This is a genomic window from Lactococcus sp. S-13, from assembly GCF_004210295.1.
Lineage (GTDB): Bacteria > Bacillota > Bacilli > Lactobacillales > Streptococcaceae > Lactococcus.
In genome coordinates this window covers 1122832-1144150 of sequence record NZ_SDAK01000001.1, presented here as the reverse complement: position 1 = coordinate 1144150, position 21319 = coordinate 1122832, and the positions used below count along the sequence as shown (strand labels likewise).

General features: G+C 40.6%; 21 protein-coding genes. 18 read left to right on the top strand and 3 right to left on the bottom strand.

The window, feature by feature from the left end:
- Nucleotide 1 precedes the first annotated feature (1 nt).
- Complete coding sequence (locus tag EQJ87_RS05660; RefSeq protein WP_130123711.1) at nt 2-2179, top strand: lectin-like domain-containing protein; 2178 nt, start codon at nt 2-4, stop codon at nt 2177-2179.
- A 178-nt stretch (nt 2180-2357) separates the two neighbouring features.
- On the opposite strand, the gene EQJ87_RS05655 is transcribed toward EQJ87_RS05660, so the two are convergent.
- On the bottom strand, nt 2358-3101 hold the full coding sequence (locus EQJ87_RS05655; RefSeq protein ID WP_130123710.1) for an amino acid ABC transporter ATP-binding protein: 744 nt from the start codon (nt 3099-3101) through the stop codon (nt 2358-2360).
- Between the two features lie 43 nt (nt 3102-3144).
- Entirely contained in the window at nt 3145-5325 is a 2181-nt protein-coding gene (locus tag EQJ87_RS05650; RefSeq protein WP_130123709.1) for an amino acid ABC transporter substrate-binding protein/permease, read from the bottom strand.
- A gap of 328 nt (nt 5326-5653) precedes the next feature.
- On the opposite strand from EQJ87_RS05650, the gene EQJ87_RS05645 reads away from it, so the two are divergent.
- The 14 genes from EQJ87_RS05645 to EQJ87_RS05585 all read left to right on the top strand — a co-directional run bounded on the left by EQJ87_RS05645 (nt 5654) and on the right by EQJ87_RS05585 (nt 17112).
- A complete protein-coding gene (locus EQJ87_RS05645; protein ID WP_130124597.1) occupies nt 5654-6310 on the top strand; it encodes a VTT domain-containing protein in 657 nt (218 codons plus the stop codon).
- Between the two features lie 525 nt (nt 6311-6835).
- On the top strand, nt 6836-7693 hold the full coding sequence (locus tag EQJ87_RS05640; protein ID WP_130123708.1) for a shikimate dehydrogenase: 858 nt from the start codon (nt 6836-6838) through the stop codon (nt 7691-7693).
- Nucleotides 7694-7718: 25 nt separating this feature from the next.
- Entirely contained in the window at nt 7719-8405 is a 687-nt protein-coding gene (locus EQJ87_RS05635) for a DUF1361 domain-containing protein (protein WP_130123707.1), read from the top strand.
- A 3-nt stretch (nt 8406-8408) separates the two neighbouring features.
- The gene (gene aroB, locus EQJ87_RS05630; protein ID WP_130123706.1) at nt 8409-9479 is read left to right on the top strand and encodes a 3-dehydroquinate synthase; all 1071 of its coding nucleotides are present in this window, start codon (nt 8409-8411) and stop codon (nt 9477-9479) included.
- 86 nt (nt 9480-9565) lie between these two features.
- Nucleotides 9566-10489 carry a DMT family transporter gene (locus EQJ87_RS05625; RefSeq protein ID WP_130123705.1) on the top strand — a complete coding sequence of 308 codons (924 nt, stop codon included), beginning with the start codon at nt 9566-9568 and terminating at the stop codon, nt 10487-10489.
- A gap of 21 nt (nt 10490-10510) precedes the next feature.
- Entirely contained in the window at nt 10511-11113 is a 603-nt protein-coding gene (locus EQJ87_RS05620) for a DUF1054 domain-containing protein (RefSeq protein ID WP_130123704.1), read from the top strand.
- The gene (locus EQJ87_RS05615; protein ID WP_130123703.1) at nt 11113-11709 is read left to right on the top strand and encodes an HAD-IA family hydrolase; all 597 of its coding nucleotides are present in this window, start codon (nt 11113-11115) and stop codon (nt 11707-11709) included. Before EQJ87_RS05620 ends, EQJ87_RS05615 begins: the two co-directional genes overlap by 1 nt.
- Nucleotides 11709-12173, top strand: coding sequence for an NUDIX domain-containing protein (locus tag EQJ87_RS05610; RefSeq protein ID WP_130123702.1), 465 nt, complete (start codon nt 11709-11711; stop codon nt 12171-12173). Before EQJ87_RS05615 ends, EQJ87_RS05610 begins: the two co-directional genes overlap by 1 nt.
- Nucleotides 12170-13336: a chorismate synthase gene (gene aroC, locus EQJ87_RS05605; protein ID WP_130123701.1), complete on the top strand. Its 1167-nt coding sequence runs from the start codon at nt 12170-12172 to the stop codon at nt 13334-13336. Before EQJ87_RS05610 ends, aroC begins: the two co-directional genes overlap by 4 nt.
- A 1-nt stretch (nt 13337) precedes the next feature.
- Nucleotides 13338-13574, top strand: a complete 237-nt coding sequence (locus EQJ87_RS05600) for a hypothetical protein (RefSeq protein ID WP_130123700.1) — start codon at nt 13338-13340, stop codon at nt 13572-13574.
- A gap of 116 nt (nt 13575-13690) precedes the next feature.
- On the top strand, nt 13691-14056 hold the full coding sequence (locus EQJ87_RS05595; RefSeq protein ID WP_130123699.1) for a YxeA family protein: 366 nt from the start codon (nt 13691-13693) through the stop codon (nt 14054-14056).
- A 120-nt stretch (nt 14057-14176) separates the two neighbouring features.
- A complete protein-coding gene (locus EQJ87_RS11535; protein ID WP_190289048.1) occupies nt 14177-14320 on the top strand; it encodes a hypothetical protein in 144 nt (47 codons plus the stop codon).
- A 22-nt stretch (nt 14321-14342) separates the two neighbouring features.
- Entirely contained in the window at nt 14343-15119 is a 777-nt protein-coding gene (locus EQJ87_RS05590; protein WP_130123698.1) for an ABC transporter ATP-binding protein, read from the top strand.
- Nucleotides 15112-17112 carry an ABC transporter permease gene (locus tag EQJ87_RS05585; RefSeq protein WP_130123697.1) on the top strand — a complete coding sequence of 667 codons (2001 nt, stop codon included), beginning with the start codon at nt 15112-15114 and terminating at the stop codon, nt 17110-17112. The genes EQJ87_RS05590 and EQJ87_RS05585 overlap by 8 nt, the downstream gene beginning before the upstream one ends.
- A 136-nt stretch (nt 17113-17248) precedes the next feature.
- Here the strand turns inward: EQJ87_RS05585 and EQJ87_RS05580 are convergent, their stop codons facing one another.
- Nucleotides 17249-18427 carry a polysaccharide deacetylase family protein gene (locus EQJ87_RS05580; protein ID WP_130123696.1) on the bottom strand — a complete coding sequence of 393 codons (1179 nt, stop codon included), beginning with the start codon at nt 18425-18427 and terminating at the stop codon, nt 17249-17251.
- A gap of 208 nt (nt 18428-18635) precedes the next feature.
- Between EQJ87_RS05580 and EQJ87_RS05575 the strand changes: the two genes are divergently transcribed.
- Genes EQJ87_RS05575 through EQJ87_RS05565 form a run of 3 tightly spaced genes read left to right on the top strand, consistent with a single transcriptional unit; the run spans nt 18636 to nt 21231 of the window.
- Nucleotides 18636-19301 (top strand): response regulator transcription factor, encoded by a 666-nt coding sequence (locus tag EQJ87_RS05575; protein WP_130123695.1) that lies wholly within the window; start codon nt 18636-18638, stop codon nt 19299-19301.
- Nucleotides 19288-20163, top strand: coding sequence for a sensor histidine kinase (locus tag EQJ87_RS05570; RefSeq protein ID WP_130123694.1), 876 nt, complete (start codon nt 19288-19290; stop codon nt 20161-20163). Before EQJ87_RS05575 ends, EQJ87_RS05570 begins: the two co-directional genes overlap by 14 nt.
- Before the next feature lie 3 nt (nt 20164-20166).
- The gene (locus EQJ87_RS05565) at nt 20167-21231 is read left to right on the top strand and encodes a prephenate dehydrogenase (RefSeq protein ID WP_130123693.1); all 1065 of its coding nucleotides are present in this window, start codon (nt 20167-20169) and stop codon (nt 21229-21231) included.
- Nucleotides 21232-21319 lie beyond the last annotated feature (88 nt).

The window sequence follows — 21319 nt, the reverse complement described above, 5'->3', positions numbered from 1 at the left end:
AATGAAAGGGCTGAAAAGACAATTTGCAAATCAACGAAAGCTTGCTAAGGGTTTTTTGACGCTCTTTCTTTCAGCAATTTTGCTTGTTGGAGTGCTTTGGAGCGTAGGGCAAGCTAAAGTTTTGGCAACGACGCTTGTTCCTGGTCAAAGTTTGAACGTTGGTGATGAAACTTACAATTCTACTCAACTTCAGGATGAGAAAAACTGGACTAGTCTTGGTTCGGTGACGGATTTTTCAGCGGCGCCGTTTGGATTGACACTAGTCAAAAATCAAGGACAAGAAGCCGGTTATTCTTTCTTCAATGGCAAACTTGATTTTAGCCAATCGATCCGTTTATCGGGAACTTTTGTAGCACAAGTCAGCAGTAACAATCCTTTTTCTCCAGCAAATGCGATGGAAGTTGGCGACGCTTTAGGCTTTATTTTAACGCCAAGTAGCAATCAATTGGTTGAAAACAATTTGCCTCATGCGACCGCTGGACAGCTTGGAATTGGTGGCCTGCCTTATTCAGTCTTTTTGGGACGGGATTTTTATCATAATTCTGAATTTGATGAAGAAGGGGGAAATGGTGCATCGGATTATATTTCCCTGCGTCGGACTGATGAAAATGGTCAATTGCTGACGCGAGATTACCCTAGCCTTTCCGTGCCAGATCCAGGAATTTTGACCAGCCAAGGCCTTGAAACGACAAATAGGCTGACTGATGTGATGACTTTGACCTGGACGCCCGAGCAAGTGAGCGCTGACGGTCAATCAATTTCTGGAAAATTAACTTATACGGTAAGTTCTGCCACGGCAGCTAGCCAGACTTTGAGTGAAAATTTGACAGTGGCCCAATCCATGACTTTAGGAGTTGTAGGGGTCACGGGTGGACATTATGGACTTTTGACTTATTCGACAGCTGGTGGAAGTCTTTTGGCAACGAAAGCGAAACAGGCTGTGCAAGTAAATTATTTGGATGAGACCGGTCAGAAAATCCAGACTTCATCAACGCTTTTTGCACCTGCTGGAGCTGAGCTTTCGGTGGGGGCAGAAGAAGATACAGCAGCAGGAAGTTATCAATTTGCTGCGCCGATGATTCCAAATTATGTTTTTGATAAGTCAGCACCGATTCGTGTGTCAGATTTATCTGAAAATCAGATCAATGTTTATTACAAAAAACGTGCTACAGCGTCATTTAGCTATAAATATGCCTCCAATACGCCGGATCAGTCACCAAGTTTGCCAGATATGTTCAGCGTTAGCGCGGCAGCTGATGGCAAAATTCCTATGCCTGATTTGCCACAACTTCCACCAGCTTACTATGTTTCGGCGGTTGTTGATGCCAATGGACAAACTTATCCAACGGTTGCAGCGGCTCTTGCAGCACTCAAAAATGGTGAGTCGGCGAATTATTCACTCCTTATTTCAGCTAAAAATACTCAAGTCACTTTCCAAGAAAAATCAATCACAGGCCTGCTGTCCACCAAGAAATGGGCTGCTTTAGCTGGCTCAATGTATGAAATTCCTGTGATGGCAACCGCGACAGATGTCAAAGGAAATAGCTACGAAGCAGTGGTCAAAGTTGTCAAAAAAGCGTGGGACGGCTCCATAAGTAGCAGTTCTTCAGCGACGGATTCAACTTTAGAAAAGCAAGTGTCAGAGCATTTACTGACGGGAAAATATGACAGTGCTGAGCTTTCCATCAGTGTCAGCTACGTCAAAGTAAAAAATGCACCCACCTCGTCTGATCCTTTAGACGAAGGGACAAAGCCCTCAACACCTCCAAAGGATTCAGAGAATGCCTCAGTAGTTGATGACGGTAAAAAGACAAGTTCAATAACTTCAGCGGGGAGCAATAGTCCAAGCCAAAGTGAAACGCCGCCATCTCGCGAGTTTGATCAGAATATCGCTCCGACTTCAAAACAAGACTCAGCCGCTTCAAAAGTCGCAACAGACAATAAAAATGCTGAGCAAGGCATCTTAAAAGCCCCAGTTGCGCCACCGACCGCACCATTTTCCAGCGCTGCACCTAACAAAGTAGCACGTAGCGAGGTCAAAAAAGCGCTGAGCTCAACCCACGATCTCCAAGTACGAGCTGCAGTCACAGCAGGAGTAGTTACGGGTGGCTTAGCTTCATACGGTGTCCTTCATTGCCTCCAAAAATTTGCACGGGCCACGAAGAAAATAAAAAAATAACACAATAAGCGTGAGTGACCAACTGAAATAGCCAAATGTCATTTCGTCAGTAAATTCTCTCATCACATTTCTTGTAAAATAATTACGTCAGTAAAATCTCTAGCTAAGTTGCTCGTAGAACAATTACGTCAGCAAAATTTCTTAAATAAAAAAACACCATTTGGTGTTTTTTTATTATTTAAGCGTTCAAAACTTTGGATAAAAAGTCTTGTAAACGAGGATGTTGCGGATTGTCAAAGAGTTCTTCAGGTGTTCCGTCTTCCAGAATGACGCCTCCGTCAGTGAAAATCACGCGGTTGGCAACTTTTCGTGCAAATCCCATTTCGTGAGTGACGATCAGCATGGTCATTCCTTCTTCAGCAAGCTTTTGCATTACGGCTAACACATCACCGACCATCTCTGGATCTAGTGCTGATGTCGGTTCGTCAAAGAGCATGACATCTGGATTCATAGCAAGTGCGCGCGCAATCGCTACACGTTGCTTTTGACCACCTGAGAGCATCTCTGGCATCGTGTCTTTCTTTTCAGTCAAACCAACAGTTTCCAACAATTGTAATGCTTTTTCTTCAGCTTCAGCTTTTGTCATTTTTTTCAATTCGACAGGAGCATAAGTGACGTTTTGCAAAACAGTCATGTTCGGGAAAAGGTTGAAATGTTGGAAAACCATCCCAATGTTTTGACGCACAAGGTTAAGGTCAGTATTTTTGTCAGTTAAGTTAAAGCCGTCAATGATGATATCGCCAGAAGTCGCTCTTTCAAGTCCGTTCAAAGCACGCAGAAAAGTTGATTTTCCTGAACCTGAAGGGCCAATGATGCAGACCACATCACCTTTTTCAAATTTTGTAGTAATTCCTTTTAAGACTTCATTTTTTCCAAAAGATTTATGAAGATCAGTGACTTCAATTTGAGTGTTAATTCCCATAGTACCTCCGATAGCTTTCACTTGAAAGCTTTATATCAATTTCTTATTTAAATTTCTTTTCGACGCGACGTCCAAGCCACATCAAGAGTAACAAGATTACCGCGTAAACAATCAAGAGAAGTCCATACACACGGAAGGCTTGGAAGTTACGAGCAACAATGATTTGACCAGTTTGCATGAGTTCGACCAAACCGATGACTGAAACCAATGTCGTATCCTTAACGGTGATGATGAACTGGTTAATCAAGCTTGGAATTGTAATCTTGACAGCCTGTGGCAAGATGACACGGCGCATTGTTGTCAGGTAAGGAATCCCAAGAGAACGGCTCGCTTCCATTTGACCAGCAGGGACTGCTTTGATCCCACCACGAACAATTTCAGCAATGTAAGAAGATTCATTCAGCGTGAGTGCAATGACCCCAGCGGTAAATTCGTTCATTGGTGATTGGTGACCGGTAATCATTTGCAGTAAGTTTGGAATACCATAGAAGATGAAAATTGTAAGAACCAAGAGTGGAACGGCACGGTTCAAGTCTACATAGATTCGCGAAATACCACGTAAGATGCCATTCTCAGAAACAGAGAACATCCCAAAGATAATTCCGACGATAAGCGCTAAAACAAAGGAAACAAAGGCAAGTTGAATAGTAATCCAAAGTCCTTTAAGAATTTGACCCCAGTTATTTTTTACGATACCAGCCATTGTTGTTTCGCTAGTGTCTTTGGTTGTTTTAGCGGCACTTTCTGATTTGTTACCGAGGTAATTAGCAACGATTTTGTCGTATTGACCGTTGGCGCGCAAATCTTTCAAGCCTTGGTTGAACATCGCAAGCAATTCAGGATTTTGACCTTTTTTAACAGCAAAACCGTATTGACCATCAGGAATGGCTTTTAAAGGTGTTTTCATTTGTTGACCTTGCTTGATGGCATAGTCAATGACAGGTTCATCGTCCATGACGGCATCGAGTGAGCCGTTATTGAGCGAAGCGTACATAGAAGTAGCGTCCGTGAAGGTTTTAACAGTGTAGCCATATTTTTTGGCACGTGCGTTCAGATAATCGTAAGAAGCCGTACCGTTTTTAGCGCCTAAAGTAGCGCCTTTCAAATCAGACCATGATTTGATTTTATCATTTGTTTTGGCAGTAGCCAAAGTCAAGTTTGATGAGAAATAAGCAGTTGAGAAGTCAAAAACTTTTTGGCGCTCATCAGTGATGGACATTCCAGACATCATCCCGTCGGCTTGACCAGAAGTCAAAGCATTGAGTGCTGGAGCAAACCCGATGAAGTTCCATTTTAACTTGAAGCCTTGAGCTTTAGCGATTGCATTGAGAAGGTCAACGTCAATCCCTGTGTATTGCTTGTTTGAATCTTGAAACTCAAATGGAGCAAAACTATTGTCTGAAGCAATCGTATAAACTGCTTTTTTCGCTGTGATTTTAGTTGTTGAAGCAGAAGGAGAACTGTTTGTCGCAGTCACTCCGTATTTTTTCAAAATTTTATCGTAGTCACCGTTAGATTTCATTTGGCTCATGGCTTTGTTGAAACCTGCGACAAGTTTTGGATTTTGACCTTTCATGACGGCAAAACCATAACCACCGGGTAGTGAAATTGATGGCAAGTTCATGGCCAAATTTTGCCCTTGTTTGATGGCATAAGAAATGACAGGAACTTCGTCCATTGCACCAGCGATGTTGCCAGAAGCAAGGGCAGAGAACATATGAACACCGTCAGTGTAAGTTTTAATGGTGTAGCCGTATTTCTTCTGATTTTCTTGAAGCCAGCTTTGAGCGGCGGTTCCGTTTTTGGCACCAACTGCTTTGCCTTTGAGGTCATCGTAGCTTGTAAGTTTTGAATCCTTTGTCGTAGCCAGCGTCAGTGCTGAGCTGTAATATGGACTAGAAAAATCAAAAGTTTGTTTGCGTTCGTCAGTGATTGTCATCCCAGCAATGACACCATCCACTTGACCAGCTTTGAGGTTTTGAAGCGCTGCATCAAAGCCTGGATAAGTCATTTCTAACTTCCAATCGTTGATTTTAGCGACTTCTTGCATGATATCGACGTCAATACCGACCCATTTCTTTTGACTATTTTGAAATTCGAAAGGCGCATAAGCGCTATCGGATGCGATTTTTACGGTTGTTTCAGCTTGAACTTTGTTTGAAACTGCAGAAAAACCTGTGATGGTGGCAACTAAGACTGCCAGAGCAAGAAATAATTTCTTCATTGCGTCCTCCCAAGATATGATATAGGCTCGACTGCTGAGAAACATGGAAAACTTGAATAGAAGAACATTCACAAATTTTCGATCTTTCTAGGAGTGCGAGCAAAAAAAGATATAAGAAATTATAACATAAATTTTCTGACAATTCAAGGCCATGTCAGATTTTGTAACATTTTGAGGGCGATGAAATTTTCCATCAAGTGGTGATAAAAACAACAATTTTAGATTGTCAAAAGTGCTTTTTTAGTGTAAAATTGAACGAGTATTTAAAAAAATGCATTACTTGTGGGGCTTTATCCCACTTGTGTTTGATGATTTGAAAAGGATGAATATGTTTGTAGAACTCTCGATTTTTGGCTTTTTTAATGACTGGATGGCAAATTTTGCTCAGATGCCTAATGGTCATATTTGGATTTATTTGGTTTTAGGAGCAATTATTTTTATTGAAACTGGGTTGGTTATTTTTCCTTTTTTACCAGGAGATTCGATTTTGTTCTTTGTTGGTTCACTGGCGGCGATGTCAGAGGGCAAATTATCCATTGGGCTATTGATTGCGATAATGGGGACGATTGCTTTTCTAGCGAATTTGCTCAATTATGAAATTGGTCGCCGATTTGGTGATATTATCCCTCAGCACAAGTATTTGTCTCGTTTTTTGAAACCTGAATATATGCAAGAAGCGCATCAATTTTTCGAAAAATGGGGTTCTTGGGCCATTTTCTTGGGTCGCTTTATGCCAATTATTCGGACAATTGTCCCTTTTACAGCGGGTGCGGGCAAAATGCCTCACAAGAAATTCGTCTTTTTCAACTTGCTCGGAGGTTTTGCGTGGGTGCTTGTGGCGCTTGGTGCCGGCTATTTCTTTGGAGGAATTCCATTTGTCAAACAGCACTTTGAAATCATCATGATTGCCATTGTCATTGTATCTCTTTTGCCGGCAGTAATTGGTCTACTAAAACGTATACTTTCAGGGCGCAAAGCTGCTTGAATTTGTGATAAAATAGGACTTACGAAATTGTTAGTTCTATTTTTTTACAAAATTGACAAGCCGAACAGAGAATTTGCTGACGCAAATCACTTACGCTGACGCGCATTAGAGAATTTGCTGACGCAAATCAATTACGCTAACGCGGACTAGAGAATTTGCTGACGCAAATCACTTACGCTGACGCGCATTAGAGAATTTGCTGACGCAAATCACTTACGCTAACGCGGATTAGAGAATTTGCTGACGCAAATCAACTGCGCTGACGCGCATTAGAGAATTTGCTGACGCAAATCAACTGCGCTGACGCACACTAGAGAATTTGCTGACGCAAATCACTTACGCTAACGCGGATTAGAGAATTTGCTGACGCAAATCAACTGCGCTGACGCGCATTAGAGAATTTGCTGACGCAAATCAACTGCGCTGACGCGCATTAGAGAATTTGCTGACGCAAATCACTTACGCTGACGCGCATTAGAGAATTTGCTGACGCAAATTTTCGTCAGTAATTTGGGAGGAAAAGTGATGAAAATTGATGGATATACAAGGCTTGCAGCCGTTGTTGCTCAGCCAATAAAGCACAGTTTGTCGCCCTTTATTCATAATCAAGCCTTTGAGCTGACGGATGAAAATGGTGTCTATCTGGCTTGGGAGATTGAGCCACAAGCTTTGCCGGCAATTGTTGAAAATGTGCGACTTTTGGAGATGTACGGCCTCAACATTTCGATGCCCTACAAGACGGCGATATTGCCGTTGATGGATGAACTAAGCCCAGAAGCCGCCCTCATTGGTGCTGCGAATACCGTGGTGAATCGTGATGGAAAATTGATTGGTTACAATACTGACGGAATTGGTTTTTTCAAGAGTTTAGCCAAATATCAATTTGACATGAAAAATCGCCGGCTGATGATTATTGGCGGCGGCGGGGCAGCCATCGCCATTATTGCGCAAGCCGCTTTGCTTGGTGCGGCACAAATTGTCGTGGCAGCCAGAAAATCAGCCTCTTTTGAGCCTTTGAAAGCTCGTCTGACGGATTTGTCAGCAAAAACGGGTGTAGAGATTTTACTGACGGATTTATCAGCGACTGACGAAATGCAAAAAAACATTCAAAATGCTGATTTGTTGGTCAATGCCAGCTCTGTCGGCATGGACGGCGTGTCCACACCAGTCGCAAGCGAAATAAAATTGCCCGCCAAAATCCTCGTCGTTGATGCCATCTATAAAATTCGTGAAACTCCCTTTCTAAAGTGGGCAAAAGCCCAAGGCGTGCCAACAGAAAATGGACTTGCCATGTTGCTTGGTCAAGCCGCCGAGAGTTTCCAACTCTGGACAGGTAAAACAATGCCCGTCGAAGCCATCGCTCAAACCCTAGAACAAAAATAAAGCACTAAAAATAAAAAGGAGCAAAATGAAGACCACCCATCAAAAATTTTGGCAAATCCACCTTTTATTTATTGCCTTTGTCCTCTTTTCCTTTTTGATGTCCCTCCATTTTAACGGCAACATCAGCTTTTATCAGGACAAATTAGATCGAGTGCCGACCACGATGAGCTGGAATGTCTTTTTAGCACTCATTGCCTACGATGCCGCCTATTTCCTACCAAAAACGAAAAAAAGAGGCCTACTTATTCTGCTTAGCATCATCTGGCTGGGATTTTATCCCAACACCTTTTATATGATGACTGATGCCTCACATTTTGCCGATTGGCTCTCAATTGGTGGCAAATTTGACTTACCACTTGGCGTTTCGAGCAAGCAACTCACCTATTTTGGCATTTTATTCATCGGAATTTTTATGGGCGTCACCCTCGGGTTATGGTCGATGTTGACCGTATTGGAACGTTTCTTTAAAAATAAAAAAATAATAGCGAGTCTCTTCGTATTTGTCGTTTCTTTTCTAAGCTCCGTTGGAATTTTCGCTGGAAAATTATTCAGTTTGCGCCTAAACACATGGAACCTGCTGACCAATCCCTTAGAAACGTTAGGCACCTTACTTGGCATTATTCGCCCAGAATATATGACCTTTTTGCTTGGATTTACCGCCATGCAAGCCCTCTTGATTTTATTTTTCTGGCTAGGAAAAAAGGAGAATTAAACAATGAAACTAAAAGTAAATTTACCAGACCATCCCTATGAAGTTCTGATTGAAAAAGGTGCACTTGACCACGTCAACACGTGGGTTTCAGCACTTTGGAAAAAACAAAAAATCGTTCTGATTTCAGACGATCATGTCAATCGCTTATATGGGAAAAAAGTCACTGACCAACTCAACGAAGCCGGCTTTGAAGTTGCTGTTTTTGAATTTCCAGAAGGCGAAGCCAGTAAAAATTTGGCGACGGCTGAAAAAGCTTGGAATTTCTGCGCTCAATTTGGCTTGACCCGCTCCGATGGAATTATTGCCCTTGGGGGTGGTGTAACAGGAGATTTGGCAGGTTTTGTAGCCAGTACCTATATGCGAGGTATTCATTTTCTACAAATTCCAACCAGCTTAACCGCCCAAGTGGACAGCTCTATTGGTGGTAAAACAGGGATCAACTCAGATTTTGCTAAAAATATGATTGGTACCTTCACCCAACCTGACGGCGTTTTGATTGACTCCAATGTTTTAAGCACTTTGGGCGAGCGTGAATTTAGAGAAGGATTGGGTGAAGTCATCAAATGTGGTCTGATTGCCGATGCCCAACTCTGGGATTTATTGACCGACCTCTCCGCAGAAGATTTGCTGAAAAACTTTACGAAAATTGATGAAATCATCTATCGCTCTTGTGAAGTCAAACGCAAAGTTGTCGTAGACGACGAACTGGACAATGGGGTTAGACTTTATCTCAATTTTGGTCATACCATTGGCCATGCCGTTGAATCTACTGCAGGATATGGTGTTGTCATGCACGGCGAAGCCGTTGCTATTGGCATGGTGCAAATCAGTAAAGTTGCCGAAGCAAAAGGCCTGATGCCCCAAGGAATCACTGAAGAAATTCGCCAAATGGTCGTAAAATATGGCTTGCCAGACCATTATGAACCTTGGGACGAAGAGCAGTTATACGCAGCTTTAACCCACGATAAAAAAGCCCGAGGTAGCCAAATCAAAACCGTCATCGTTCCTCAAATTGGTAGCGCCAAAATCAACCAAGTTGCTCTTGAGGAGATGAAAGATTATTTAAAAAAATAGTTTAATCTTAAAAATGTGGTAGCATTGAAAAACTCCCAGCGTTCAAAAGCGCTGTAAAAAATAACTCATTTTAAAAGGAGAAAACAATGTATCTTTATCTAGGCTTTGCCCTACTTGGTGGCTTTTTACTCGCCAATCAAAACCCAATTAACGCTGATTTGCGTAAGATTGTTGGCTCCCCTTTTTTAGCCTCTGGAATTTCTAATCTTGTTGGTTCAATTTTTCTGGGACTTATCACAGTCATTACCACTCAAACCCTCCTTCCCAGCTGGACTTTTGTGAGTGGACACCCAGCATGGATTTGGCTTGGTGGTCTACTGGGGGGCATTTTTCTAACCTCAAACGTGCTTTTATTTCCAAGATTGGGTGCTGTCCAAACGGTTATTTTACCGATTTTGGGTCAAATTTTGATGGGCAGCTTGATTGATCACTTTGGCTGGTTTGGGGCGTTACAAATTCCTTTGTCTGCTTTGCGAATTGTGGGCATTTTAATCACACTATTAGGTGTGAGTATTGCGGTCATTTTGCCAAGTTTAAAAAGTAAAAGTGTCACTCAAGGGGCAACAAACCTTTTTGTTTGGCGCTTATGGGCCATTATTGTGGGCGCCATGTCAGCTGCCCAACAAGCAATTAATGGTCGTTTAGGCGTTTTGCTAGAAAACTCAGCTCAAGCTGCTTTCATTTCATTCTTTATTGGTTTTTTGGCTATTTTCATCGTCTCTCTCTTTATTGACAAGCGTCTGCCAAAAATCTCTGATTTAAAAGGAGCCAAGATTTGGAATGGCTTTGGTGGCTTTCTTGGCGCAATGTTTGTTTTTGCAACTGTCTTGTCCGTCCCACAAATTGGTGCAGGTCTGACCATTATGATGGGCTTGATTGGTCAAATTGTGGGAAGTATGCTCGTTTCCCAATTTGGTTTTTGGCGCTCTGGCAAGTATCGAATTCAAATTTCGCAAATTGTTGGCGTACTTGTGATGCTGGCAGGAATTATTGTGATTAAATTTTTATAAAAATCGAGGTAAACCTAAAAAATGTTCACACACAAATCATTTGAAGTTTTTGATATCGTGGGTTTAGAAGCTCGAATGACCGCAATTCGTAGCACTATTCAACCTATTTTTTCGGAAATTGGTGAAAAATTAGTGGGCGATTTACAAACCATTTTTCCTGATGAAGCATTTTATCTTCACATTGCACAGCATCGGCGAAGAACAACCCATGCTCCAGAAAATACGTGGTCAGCGATTTCCACACAAAAACGGGGCTACAAAATGGAAGCTCATTATCAACTCGGCATCTGGCAGGATTATGTTTTTCTATATCTGTCAATCATTGACCAACCTAAAAAACAGCAAAAATATGCGCAGTGCTGGCAAGAATTATTGACCACAGCACAACTTCCTGGTGATTTTGTGCTTTCAAAGGATCATACTAAAGCTGAATTTTTCCAACTGGATGAACTTCCAAACGCTCTTGAACGTTTAGGGAAAGTCAAAAAAGCTGAATTAGAAGTTGGAAAAATTTGGCCAGCAAGTCGCTTTGACGGTCAACATGATGAAGAAATTGAGGGAGAAATCAGAGAAGCTCTGCGACAACTCAGCTCGATTTATAGACAGCTAATGGAGGTTAAGTGATGACAACATTGATTTGGGATTTAGATGGAACCTTAATTGACAGTTATGACGTGTTTCTTGAAGCACTCTCGGAAACTTTTGCGACATTTGATTTGCCATTTGACCGTAAAAAAGTTTATACTTTTATCAAAGCACATTCGGTCAACGAATTATTAAAAAGTCAAAAGCAACCCTTTGAAGCCCTCAAAACAAGTTTTACAGAAAATTCGATAGCGAAGAATGAAAAGATTAAGTTGATGGCGGGCGCAAAAGAAGTATTGGCTTGGACGAAAAAGGCTGGAATTGAAAACTTTATCTATACCCATAAGGGTAAGAATGCCTATCACTTATTAGAAAAACTCGGTATTGCTGCTTATTTCACTGAGGTCATCACGAGTGAAAATGGCTTTGAGCGTAAACCACATCCTGCGGGGGTCAATTATTTGCTCAACAAATATGGTCTTGATCTAAACACGACTTATTATATCGGTGATCGTGTGCTTGATGCCGAAGTCGCACACCGCAGTGGAATTCATTCCATCAATTTCCTTGCAGTTAAAGATTCGCAACAAATCAGGCATTTGACCGATATTATCAAAATTTTGGAGAAAAATTGATGGCAGATTATATCAGTTGGTTGCGCAGTAAAGTGGGGCAGGACAAGATTTTGACCGTTGCTGTGGTAGCTTTTTTGCAAAATGAAGAGGGTCAAGTTTTGTTGCAAAAACGTGTGGACTCCGAGCTTTGGGACATTCCTGGAGGATGTTTGGAGTTAGGAGAAAGTCTTGAGGAAGCACTTTACCGCGAAGTTTTAGAAGAAACGGGTACAGATAATTTTGAGATTATCAAGCAAATTGGTACTTACAACTGGGGCGAATTTGTTTATCCCAACGGCGATAAGGTTCAACCCACGGACATTTGTTATGCTTGCAAAATACCCAAAAAAGCAGTTGATTTAACCTATCAAGATGAAGAAACCAAGGCGTTAGCTTGGGTTAATTTAGAAACATTTGATTTACCGCTGTTTAATCCAAAAATGCAGCGGGCAATTGATGATTATATAGAATGGAGTCATTTATGAGATATTTTACAGCGGGAGAATCCCACGGACCACGATTGACGGCGATTATTGAGGGAGTGCCAGCGGGCCTCGCTCTTACAGCAGAAGATATTAACATTGAGCTAAAACGCCGTCAAGGCGGATATGGTCGAGGCGGACGAATGAAAATCGAATCTGATCAGGTTGAGATTACTTCAGGTGTTCGTCATGGCAAGACAATCGGAAGTCCAATCACACTCAATGTGACTAATCGTGATTTTAAAAATTGGGAAAAAATCATGGCTGCAGAAGATGTCGAGGATAAAATTAAAAGTCAACGACGTTTGACTAAGCCTCGTCCAGGTCATGCTGACTTGGTCGGTGGAATGAAATATGAATTTGATGACTTACGCAATGTTCTTGAGCGTTCATCAGCTCGTGAAACAACGATGCGTGTTGCTGTTGGTGCGGTGGCCAAAAAATTGCTTCATGAATTAGGCATCGAAATTGCTAACCACATTGTCAATTTTGGTGGAAAAGCAATTGATTATCCAGCTGATTTGACGGTTGAACAGATTTTAGCGACCGCAGCAACGAATGATTTGTCTATTTTTGATGAAAGTCAAGCTGAAGAAATCCGCAGCTATATTGACCAAATCAAGAAAAATGGCGACACAATTGGTGGAATTATTGAGAGCCGTGTGGAAGGGGTGCCTGCTGGTCTAGGTTCTTACGTGCAATTTGACCGTAAACTCGATGCCAAAATTGCTGGTGCCGTGGTTTCAATCAATGCCTTCAAAGGGGTTGAGTTTGGTCTTGGGTTTGAGGCCGGAAAACGTCTAGGAAGTGAAGTTATGGACGAAATCACTTGGAGTCAAACGCAAGGCTATGTGCGTTCAAGCAACCAACTTGGTGGTTTTGAAGGCGGGATGACGAATGGCGAACAATTGATTATCCGTGGGGTGATGAAGCCAATTCCAACACTTTACAAGCCTTTGATGTCTGTGGATACGGACAGTCATATGCCTTACAAAGCCAGCGTGGAGCGCTCTGATCCAACGGCTTTGCCTGCTGCTGGGGTAGTCATGGAAAATGTCATTGCAACCGTTTTGGCGCAAGAAATTTGTGATAAATTTAGCTCTGATAGTTTTTCTGAATTGAAATTAGCATTAGAAGCCTACAAAGCAAGGCTCAAGGAGTTTTAAAATGAATCAAATCGAAATCAGAATTAACAAGCATGAAATGATGGTTTTTGATGATATCGAACAAGCTAATGGTTTTATTGATAGCTTCACGCGCGATTTTTCAGAGAACATCATGTTTTCTGCACCTAAGGATGAACATCCTGATTATATTGAATCCACGATTTTCTTTTACAATCCTTACGAAGAAAAGCCTCAAGGGCAAGAAGCCCTTTTGCTAGATGTTCATTTGCCAAAATAATAAAAGACCTGCGGGTCTTTTTTTTTGTAAAAAAAATTAAAACTTACAAACTTGTAAGTTTCAAGCATAGAATTTCTTGTTAAAATAAAACTATCAAGAGAAAAGGGAGAAATAAAATGAAAAAAATACTTATTGGACTTGCCGCTTTGATTCTAATTTTGGCTGGTGCTGGAACTTATTGGTACCATCTAAAATATGGTGGCGAAAGTTATTATATGCAAGTGATGAAGGATGGAAAAAAATCACTGACGAAAGATGATGCCGGAAAAGATTATACTTACTATGATTATAAGGAAAAAGTTTACCAAAAAGCTGGCAAAGAAAAAGAAGTTGAATTTACAGCCGACCATAATTTGCGTAAAACGGCTTACCTTAAATTGACGGTCAATATCAAAAAGGGAGTGACCAGCTGGGAAGAGGTCAAAAAATCAGAAGTTCCCGAAAAAGCACTGACGAAAATCACAAATCAGGCTGGGAACTAAATTTTTTCAGAGAAAATGCTGACGTAACTTTCCGTCAGTAAAAAAGTTCAGAGAAAATGCTGACGCAAAGTTTCGTCAGTAAAAAAACACTAATAATTGACAAAATCGGAGGAAAACATCATGACATTTTTGCAAATTAACATCGCCTTAATGACAATTACAATTGTCCTCGCATCTCTCATGGGTGCTTGCTTAATCTACACAATGCGTGCAGTAAAAGCACGATTGAATCAATTTAATGATAAAAAAGAAACAAACGAATAAGAAAATAAGAAAAGGATAAAATATGTTACTTGAAGTTAAATATCTCAAAAAAATTTTTAAAACCCGCTTTTCAAAAGAAGAAACTACGGCGCTCGTTGATATTGATTTTAGTGTTGAGGAGGGGGAATATATTGCCATCATGGGGGAGTCTGGTTCAGGTAAGACAACGCTTTTGAATATCTTATCCACCTTAGAAAAGCCTACTTCTGGACAAGTTTTACTTCGCAAAAATGACATTACAGCCATCAAAGATAAAGAAATTTCAGCGTTCAGACGTGAACACCTCGGGTTTGTTTTTCAAGATTTCAACCTTTTAGACACTCTGTCTGTTCGAGATAATATCTATCTTCCACTCGTTTTATCTAAAGTAAATGTTAAAGTCATGAAAGAAAGATTAGAAGAGTTGGCGCCCAAATTGCACATTGAAAACCTTCTTGAAAAACAACCTTTTGAGCTTTCAGGAGGTCAAAAACAAAGGGTGGCTGTCGCTCGCGCCTTGATTAGTCAGCCTGATTTGGTGTTGGCAGATGAACCAACGGCCGCTTTGGATTACAAAAACTCCGAAAATTTACTCAATTTATTTGAAGAAATTAACAAAAGTAGCCAAACGATTATCATGGTGACCCACTCAAGTTTGGCAGCGAGCCACGCTAAACGTGTTCTCTTCATCAAGGATGGCGTACTTTATCATCAACTCTACCGTGGAGAAAAATCAGCAACCGATTTTGCAAAAGAAATCACGCTATCGATGACCGCCTTTTTGGGAACACCGGTAGAGGAGGTGATGGAAAATGCTTAGTTTAAAGCTTGCGACGAGCAATATTAAAAAAGGATTTAAAAGTTTTGCTCCTTTTTTGATGGCTGCAATCACCATGTTTGTCATGATTTTTGTCACGGCCTCGATTGCCATGTCGCCCTCCATTGAAAAAATCAGAGGCGGAAGCTCTTTAGCTCAATTGATGGGTTTTGCCCTCGTTGTTTTAGCCATTTTTGCCCTTCTTATTTTGATTTATAGTTACCGTTTTCTACAATTGCAACGCTCACGAGAATTTGGACTTTATGACATTTTAGGATTTGGAAAAAGCCGCATTGCTGGAGTGGCATTTTTAGAACTTATTTTATCCTACCTCATTACCGTAATTGTCGGTAGCCTTTGTGGGATTGCTTTTGCCAAATTTCTCTATCTCGTTTTTATCAATATGATTGGTGGAGACTATTTCAATCTCGCAATAAACCCTGCGGCGATTGGACTTGTTGCCCTTCTTTATCTGGTTTTCTTTCTTATTTTGATGATGATTGGGGTGTGGATTATTTGGCGCTCATCAAGTCTTGATTTACTTCGTGAATCATCAAAAGGTGAGAAAGAGCCGCGTTCAAATCTCTTTTTAGCTGCGCTTGCCCTGATTTTGCTCGGAGCGGGTTATTACATTGCCTTGACCGTTCAAAATCCAATATCTGCTCTGTTGAGATTTTTCATCGCCGTTTTACTCGTTATTTTTGGAACCTATCTTTTTTATGTGAGTTTCACAGTTTGGTATCTCAAAAAAAAGAAAAAACGCCCAAGCTACTACAAACCTAATAATTTTATCACGATAAGCTCCATGCTCTATCGTATGAAAGCTAATGCTGTCGGTTTAGCTAACATCACGATTTTATTATCAATGACTGTTGTGACGGTGGTGGTTAGTTTAGGAATTTTCGTCGGTACAGAGCGACTTGTCAGCAACCAATTTCCAAGAGAAGCCAAAGTTTTCTCGTTTGACTCGGAACGCAGCTCAGAAGAGGCCACAAAATTGACTCAAAAAGTTGCCAAAGAACAATCCATCAAGCTCAGCAATCTCATCAGCTTCCAATCACAAGAAGTCGAAGTTAAGAGAGCTACCACCACAGACGATAGCCACTTCGTTGCTGGTAATGGGCTCTCAAATCTCTTTAGCCAGAGTAATTACATGGTTATTCTAACCACGCGCGCAAGCCTTAAAGCACTTGGTAATGAGAATTTACCTCCCCAAAATGCTGATGAAGTCCTTTTAAGTGATCGCTCTACAACAAAGACTCAATCCATCAGTAAAATTAAAAGCGTCCAATGGTTTGACCGAACTTACCACGTCAAAAAGCAATTAAGCACTATTAAAAATGTACCAACGGAAGAAAGTATGTCAAATATGTTGCTTGTCTTCCCAAATGAGGAAAGTTACAAAGCAGCACTTCAAAGCTACAATGAAATGATTAAAGCCACCCAAAAAGATCAGGCTTTTGAAGTTTCATCAACCACAAGAGTACTCTTTGACCTTCAAAAAAATGACGAGAAAAAATTTGCGGCAGCATTCAAATCAGCGGTAGGAAAAGACAGCGACTTAAGCCTTTATTATCGTAGTGATGCCATGCAAAGTCAACGCTCACAAATCGGTAGTTTCGTGTTTGTTGGTTTCGTGCTGGGCATTAGCTTTATACTTGGTGCCGCGTTAATCATCTACTACAAACAGCTCTCTGAAGGCGCTCAGGATAAACGTTCCTTCAAAATCTTGCAAGAAGTGGGTCTATCCAAAGTTGAAGTTCAAACAACAATCAAGTCTCAAGTACGAATGATATTCTTCCTTCCGCTTGTCATCACGGTTTGCCATTTTGCGGGTGCCTACCTGATGATTGAAAAAATGATTATGCTCTTTGGAATTACAGACCGTACCATCATTCTAATCATCAGCCTTGGTACAATTGCTCTTCTCGCAGCTGTTTACTATTTGATTTACAAAGCGACCAGTCGCGTCTACTACAAAATCGTCGAACGTTAAAGCCACAAAGCAACCAATAAAAACTTCACCTAGAGCGGATGACTCATCCGAAAAATCAAGGTGGAGTTTTATTATATTCACTAATCTCTTATAAAAAAAACTAAAAAACCACCTTTAAATAAGATGGTTTTTTTAACTATTGTCCAAAGTAAATCTGATGGGCTTGAGCACCTCCGTAGCGTGCCTCCAAAAGTTGAGAAACTGTCACAAAGGTATAACCTTGCGCTTTGAGTGTTTGGATAATCTGTGGAACAGCAGCTACTGACCAACTGTGAATGTCATGAAGTAAAATAATTGCGCCATCATGAGCATTAGCGAGCGCATTTTGAACCACAGGAGCTGGCGTATTGTAACGCCAGTCATTCGTATCTACCGACCAGTTGACTGCTGATAGATTGGTTTGTGCAAGAACCGATGCATTATAAGCACCATAAGGAGGTCTAAAAAGAGTTACATTTTGTCCCGTCAGCTGATTGATCAAATGATTGGCACTTAGAATTTCTTGTTGTTGGGCAGTAGGGTTGAGCGTCGTTAAATCTTTATGATCCCAAGTGTGCGAAGCCACTTCATTTCCCAGAGCAGCCTCTTTACGAATCAAATCGGGATAAGCCTGAGCTTCTTGCCCCAATGCAAAGAAAGTTGCAGGTACTCCGGCATTTTGTAAAATCTCTAAAAGTTGAGGGGTTGAAGCAGGATTTGGGCCATCATCAAAAGTTAAAGCAATGAGCTTTGATCCTGCAGGGATTGCAGGAGAAGAAGTCTGTCCAGCTCTTTCTTGCGCTGCTTTCTCCTGTGCAGCTTTTTCAGCTGCGGCTTTTTGGGCTTCAGCCTCCGCTTTGGCTTTTTGTTCTTCGGCTAGTTTTTGTGCTGCAAGTTTTTCTTTTTGCTGATTTACAAGTTGCTGTAAAGTCGCCTTATCTTTTGCTGTATAAGCACTAGTTAAAGCGGCAATTTTACTTTGAGCTTGCGTGAGATTATCATCTGATAAATTCGCAGTCAGTGTGTCAACAGCTACTTTTGCCGTAGCGATGGCTTGCAAATCCAGCTTGAGGGTCTCCAGCTTTGCTTGAGACTTTTTGCGATCTTTAGAGTGTAGTTGAGCAACTAAAGCTTCAGCTTTTTGAACATCCTCTGTTTTTCCAGAAGCATAAGCTTTTGCGACTGCACGCGTTGCCTTTGATTTACTAGCAGCATAGACACGAGCCACACGAGCTTTTTCCGCCTGAACATCATGTTGATGCTTGAGATAGATGCCACCGCTAGTTCCTGCGATTACTACTAGGGCAACACCGACAATGATTCCAATTTTTTTCATAAAAACTCCTTTTCGGTTAAACTTCGTCCATAAGGATATTATACTTCATTGAAAGCTTTTGTAAAGTCATTTTTATTACATTTCTGTAAGAAAAGATAAAAACGAGGCAAAGCGGCTGATTAGTCTAATTTTTGTTATAATAGAAACCAAGTCAGGCGATGCGATCGGAAAATCCCTCCACCGCCAATCAGCAGTGAAAGGATTAAAAATGGCCAAAATATTTATCGTAGAAGATGATGAGAGCATTGTTAAAGCAGTTAAATTAGCCCTAAAAAATGACTTTCAGGTGAGAAGCGTTTCAAATTTTCGAGCAGTCAAACAAGAAATTTTAGAATTTGAAGCAGATTTGGTGCTTATGGACATTGGTTTACCTTTTTATAGTGGATTTTATTGGACCAATGAATTGCGCAAACTTTCTCAAATCCCTATAATTTTTATCTCCTCAGCATCAGATGATATGAATCAAGTGACGGCAATGAATCAGGGAGCAGATGATTTTGTGACAAAACCATTCTCCTTAGACATTTTGACTGCAAAAATTAAAGCCTTACTGCGCAGAACCTATGCCTTTACGAAAGTTGATAGACTTGAGTTTGCAGACTTTAGTCTGATTGAAAATACCTTAGTTAACTCCCAAAGTCAAGCTGAGGTTGAGCTGACCAATTCAGAAAAGAAAATTTTAAGTCTGCTTTTTCGAGCAAGCGGTAAAGTGGTGACAAAAGAAACAATTTTACAAGAGCTGTGGCAAACAGAGGAGTTCATTGATGCCAATACTTTAAACGTCAAGATGACTCGGTTGCGTAAGAAATTAACCGAAATTGAATTTGACCAACATCTCATGACCAAAAGAGGAGAAGGCTATGCTTTGGTATAAATATCTCATCTCTAAAATTCCCCAAATTGGTGTTTTTTTACTCATGTTGGCCATCTATATTGTGAATTTTTGGCTGTGGCAACTCCCGATGATGGCATTTTTTAACAGTAGTTTATTTGCCCTCATTATTTTCGTGATTTATTTGATTTCTTCTTACTTTCGCTGGCGAGAAGTTCAAGAAAGAATTTCAAATGTCATAAAGGAGAATCAAACCCTTCAAAGAAAATTGGATCAACAGAATCAAGCAGCAAGAGAACTTGAAGATATTATTCGGGTCTGGTCACATCAGATGAAGGTTCCCTTGGCCGCGATTGATTTGATGGCTCAAACCGAGATTGATCACAAAGAACTAAAGAATCAAGTTTTTTCGTTGGAAAATTATTTAAAAATGCTTCTAGAGTACCAAAGAATTAATAATCTCGCAACGGATTTTCGCTTTGATCAGGTAAGCTTTGCGACTATCATGAAAGATTTGGTCAAAAAATACAGCCACTTTTTTATTCAAAAAAATCTAAAATTACAAATTACTGGTGATTGGCGCGTGGCAACTGATCAGAGATGGATGAGTATTGCTTTAGAACAACTTCTTAATAATGCAGTGAAATACACGAAAAGTGGGGGGATTATTATTGAGATTGAAGAAGGACAGTTGACCATTAGAGATAGTGGCATTGGAATTTTACCAGAGGATGTTCCCCGCCTTTTTGAACATGGGTTTACCGGTTATAACGGTCGAATCCAGCAAAAATCAACAGGACTTGGTCTTTATTTATCGAAACTCATTTTGGATAAGTTGGAGTTTAAGATTGAAATAGTTTCTGAAATTGGTAAAGGAACTTGTGTTAGCTTAAGGAAGGGCTAAAAAATGAAAAATGTATTTATGATTGGTTTGGGGTTGATTGGTAGCTCAATTGCCCTAGGAATTAAAAGAGCACATCAAGAAGTTGTGATTACTGGCTATGACCAAAAAGAAGTTCAAGATATTGCTCAAAAACGAGGGATTATTGATCAAAGTGCTTTATCACTCAGCGATGCTCGAGAAGCGGATGTGATTATTTTAGCGATTCCGATTGAGGCAACTTTGGAAGTGTTGAAAGAATTAGCAGATTTAGAGTTGAAAGAGAATGTGCTAATCACTGATACGGGATCGACCAAAAGTGAGATTGTTTCTTTAGGACAGCAGCTTTTTGCGGAGAAAAAGGTCAGGTTTGTTGGTGGACATCCGATGGCTGGCTCCCATAAATCAGGTGTTTTGGCTGCTGATGTGAATTTATTTGAGAATGCTTATTATGTTTTGAGCGAGGACTGCCCAGAATTAAGAACGTTATTGTCAGGTTTACACGCTAAATTTATTGTTTTAGATGCGGCGGAGCATGATCAAGTCACAGGACAAGTCTCACATTTTCCACATATTTTGGCCTCTGCTTTGGTTTTACAGTCAGATGCCTATGCGCAAAAACACCCATTAGTAAAAAATCTGGCTGCAGGAGGTTTTCGTGATTTGACACGGATTGCGGAGGCGGACAGTTTGATGTGGACAAGTGTAGTTTTATCAAATCCACAAGAAGTAGTGGAACGGATTGAAAATTTTAAAGCGCAACTTGATGATATTGCCCAAAAAATTAGCTCAAAAAATCAGACTGGAATCAAGAGCTTTTTCGATGACGGGAAAAAGATTCGTCAAGCCATGGAGATTCATAAAGGCGCGATTCCTAATTTCTATGATTTGTTTGTTTCCGTACCTGATGAAAAAGGAGTGGTTTTACAAGTCTTAGCCCTCTTGCAACAATTTTCAATCACAAATATAAAAATCAATGAAGAAAATCGGGAAGACATTCACGGTCAACTTCAAATTACATTTAAAACAGCACAAGAGTTAGAAAAAGCGCGTGAGATTATCAAAATAGCAACGGATTTTGAAGTGGCATAGCTACGGATAGGTTAAAAATTTTTTGAAAATCTCTCAATCAAATAGGGTCAACAGCACCCTTTTGTGCTATAATTAGTACTAAAAAATA

Bases quoted from the DNA above. Each gene is read 5' to 3' on its own strand.
- EQJ87_RS05660 (WP_130123711.1), top strand. From the start codon at position 2: ATGAAAGGGCTGAAAAGACAATTTGCAAATCAACGAAAGCTTGCTAAG.
- EQJ87_RS05655 (WP_130123710.1), bottom strand. From the start codon at position 3,101: ATGGGAATTAACACTCAAATTGAAGTCACTGATCTTCATAAATCTTTT.
- EQJ87_RS05650 (WP_130123709.1), bottom strand. From the start codon at position 5,325: ATGAAGAAATTATTTCTTGCTCTGGCAGTCTTAGTTGCCACCATCACA.
- EQJ87_RS05645 (WP_130124597.1), top strand. From the start codon at position 5,654: ATGTTTGTAGAACTCTCGATTTTTGGCTTTTTTAATGACTGGATGGCA.
- EQJ87_RS05640 (WP_130123708.1), top strand. From the start codon at position 6,836: ATGAAAATTGATGGATATACAAGGCTTGCAGCCGTTGTTGCTCAGCCA.
- EQJ87_RS05635 (WP_130123707.1), top strand. From the start codon at position 7,719: ATGAAGACCACCCATCAAAAATTTTGGCAAATCCACCTTTTATTTATT.
- aroB (WP_130123706.1), top strand. From the start codon at position 8,409: ATGAAACTAAAAGTAAATTTACCAGACCATCCCTATGAAGTTCTGATT.
- EQJ87_RS05625 (WP_130123705.1), top strand. From the start codon at position 9,566: ATGTATCTTTATCTAGGCTTTGCCCTACTTGGTGGCTTTTTACTCGCC.
- EQJ87_RS05620 (WP_130123704.1), top strand. From the start codon at position 10,511: ATGTTCACACACAAATCATTTGAAGTTTTTGATATCGTGGGTTTAGAA.
- EQJ87_RS05615 (WP_130123703.1), top strand. From the start codon at position 11,113: ATGACAACATTGATTTGGGATTTAGATGGAACCTTAATTGACAGTTAT.
- EQJ87_RS05610 (WP_130123702.1), top strand. From the start codon at position 11,709: ATGGCAGATTATATCAGTTGGTTGCGCAGTAAAGTGGGGCAGGACAAG.
- aroC (WP_130123701.1), top strand. From the start codon at position 12,170: ATGAGATATTTTACAGCGGGAGAATCCCACGGACCACGATTGACGGCG.
- EQJ87_RS05600 (WP_130123700.1), top strand. From the start codon at position 13,338: ATGAATCAAATCGAAATCAGAATTAACAAGCATGAAATGATGGTTTTT.
- EQJ87_RS05595 (WP_130123699.1), top strand. From the start codon at position 13,691: ATGAAAAAAATACTTATTGGACTTGCCGCTTTGATTCTAATTTTGGCT.
- EQJ87_RS11535 (WP_190289048.1), top strand. From the start codon at position 14,177: ATGACATTTTTGCAAATTAACATCGCCTTAATGACAATTACAATTGTC.
- EQJ87_RS05590 (WP_130123698.1), top strand. From the start codon at position 14,343: ATGTTACTTGAAGTTAAATATCTCAAAAAAATTTTTAAAACCCGCTTT.
- EQJ87_RS05585 (WP_130123697.1), top strand. From the start codon at position 15,112: ATGCTTAGTTTAAAGCTTGCGACGAGCAATATTAAAAAAGGATTTAAA.
- EQJ87_RS05580 (WP_130123696.1), bottom strand. From the start codon at position 18,427: ATGAAAAAAATTGGAATCATTGTCGGTGTTGCCCTAGTAGTAATCGCA.
- EQJ87_RS05575 (WP_130123695.1), top strand. From the start codon at position 18,636: ATGGCCAAAATATTTATCGTAGAAGATGATGAGAGCATTGTTAAAGCA.
- EQJ87_RS05570 (WP_130123694.1), top strand. From the start codon at position 19,288: ATGCTTTGGTATAAATATCTCATCTCTAAAATTCCCCAAATTGGTGTT.
- EQJ87_RS05565 (WP_130123693.1), top strand. From the start codon at position 20,167: ATGAAAAATGTATTTATGATTGGTTTGGGGTTGATTGGTAGCTCAATT.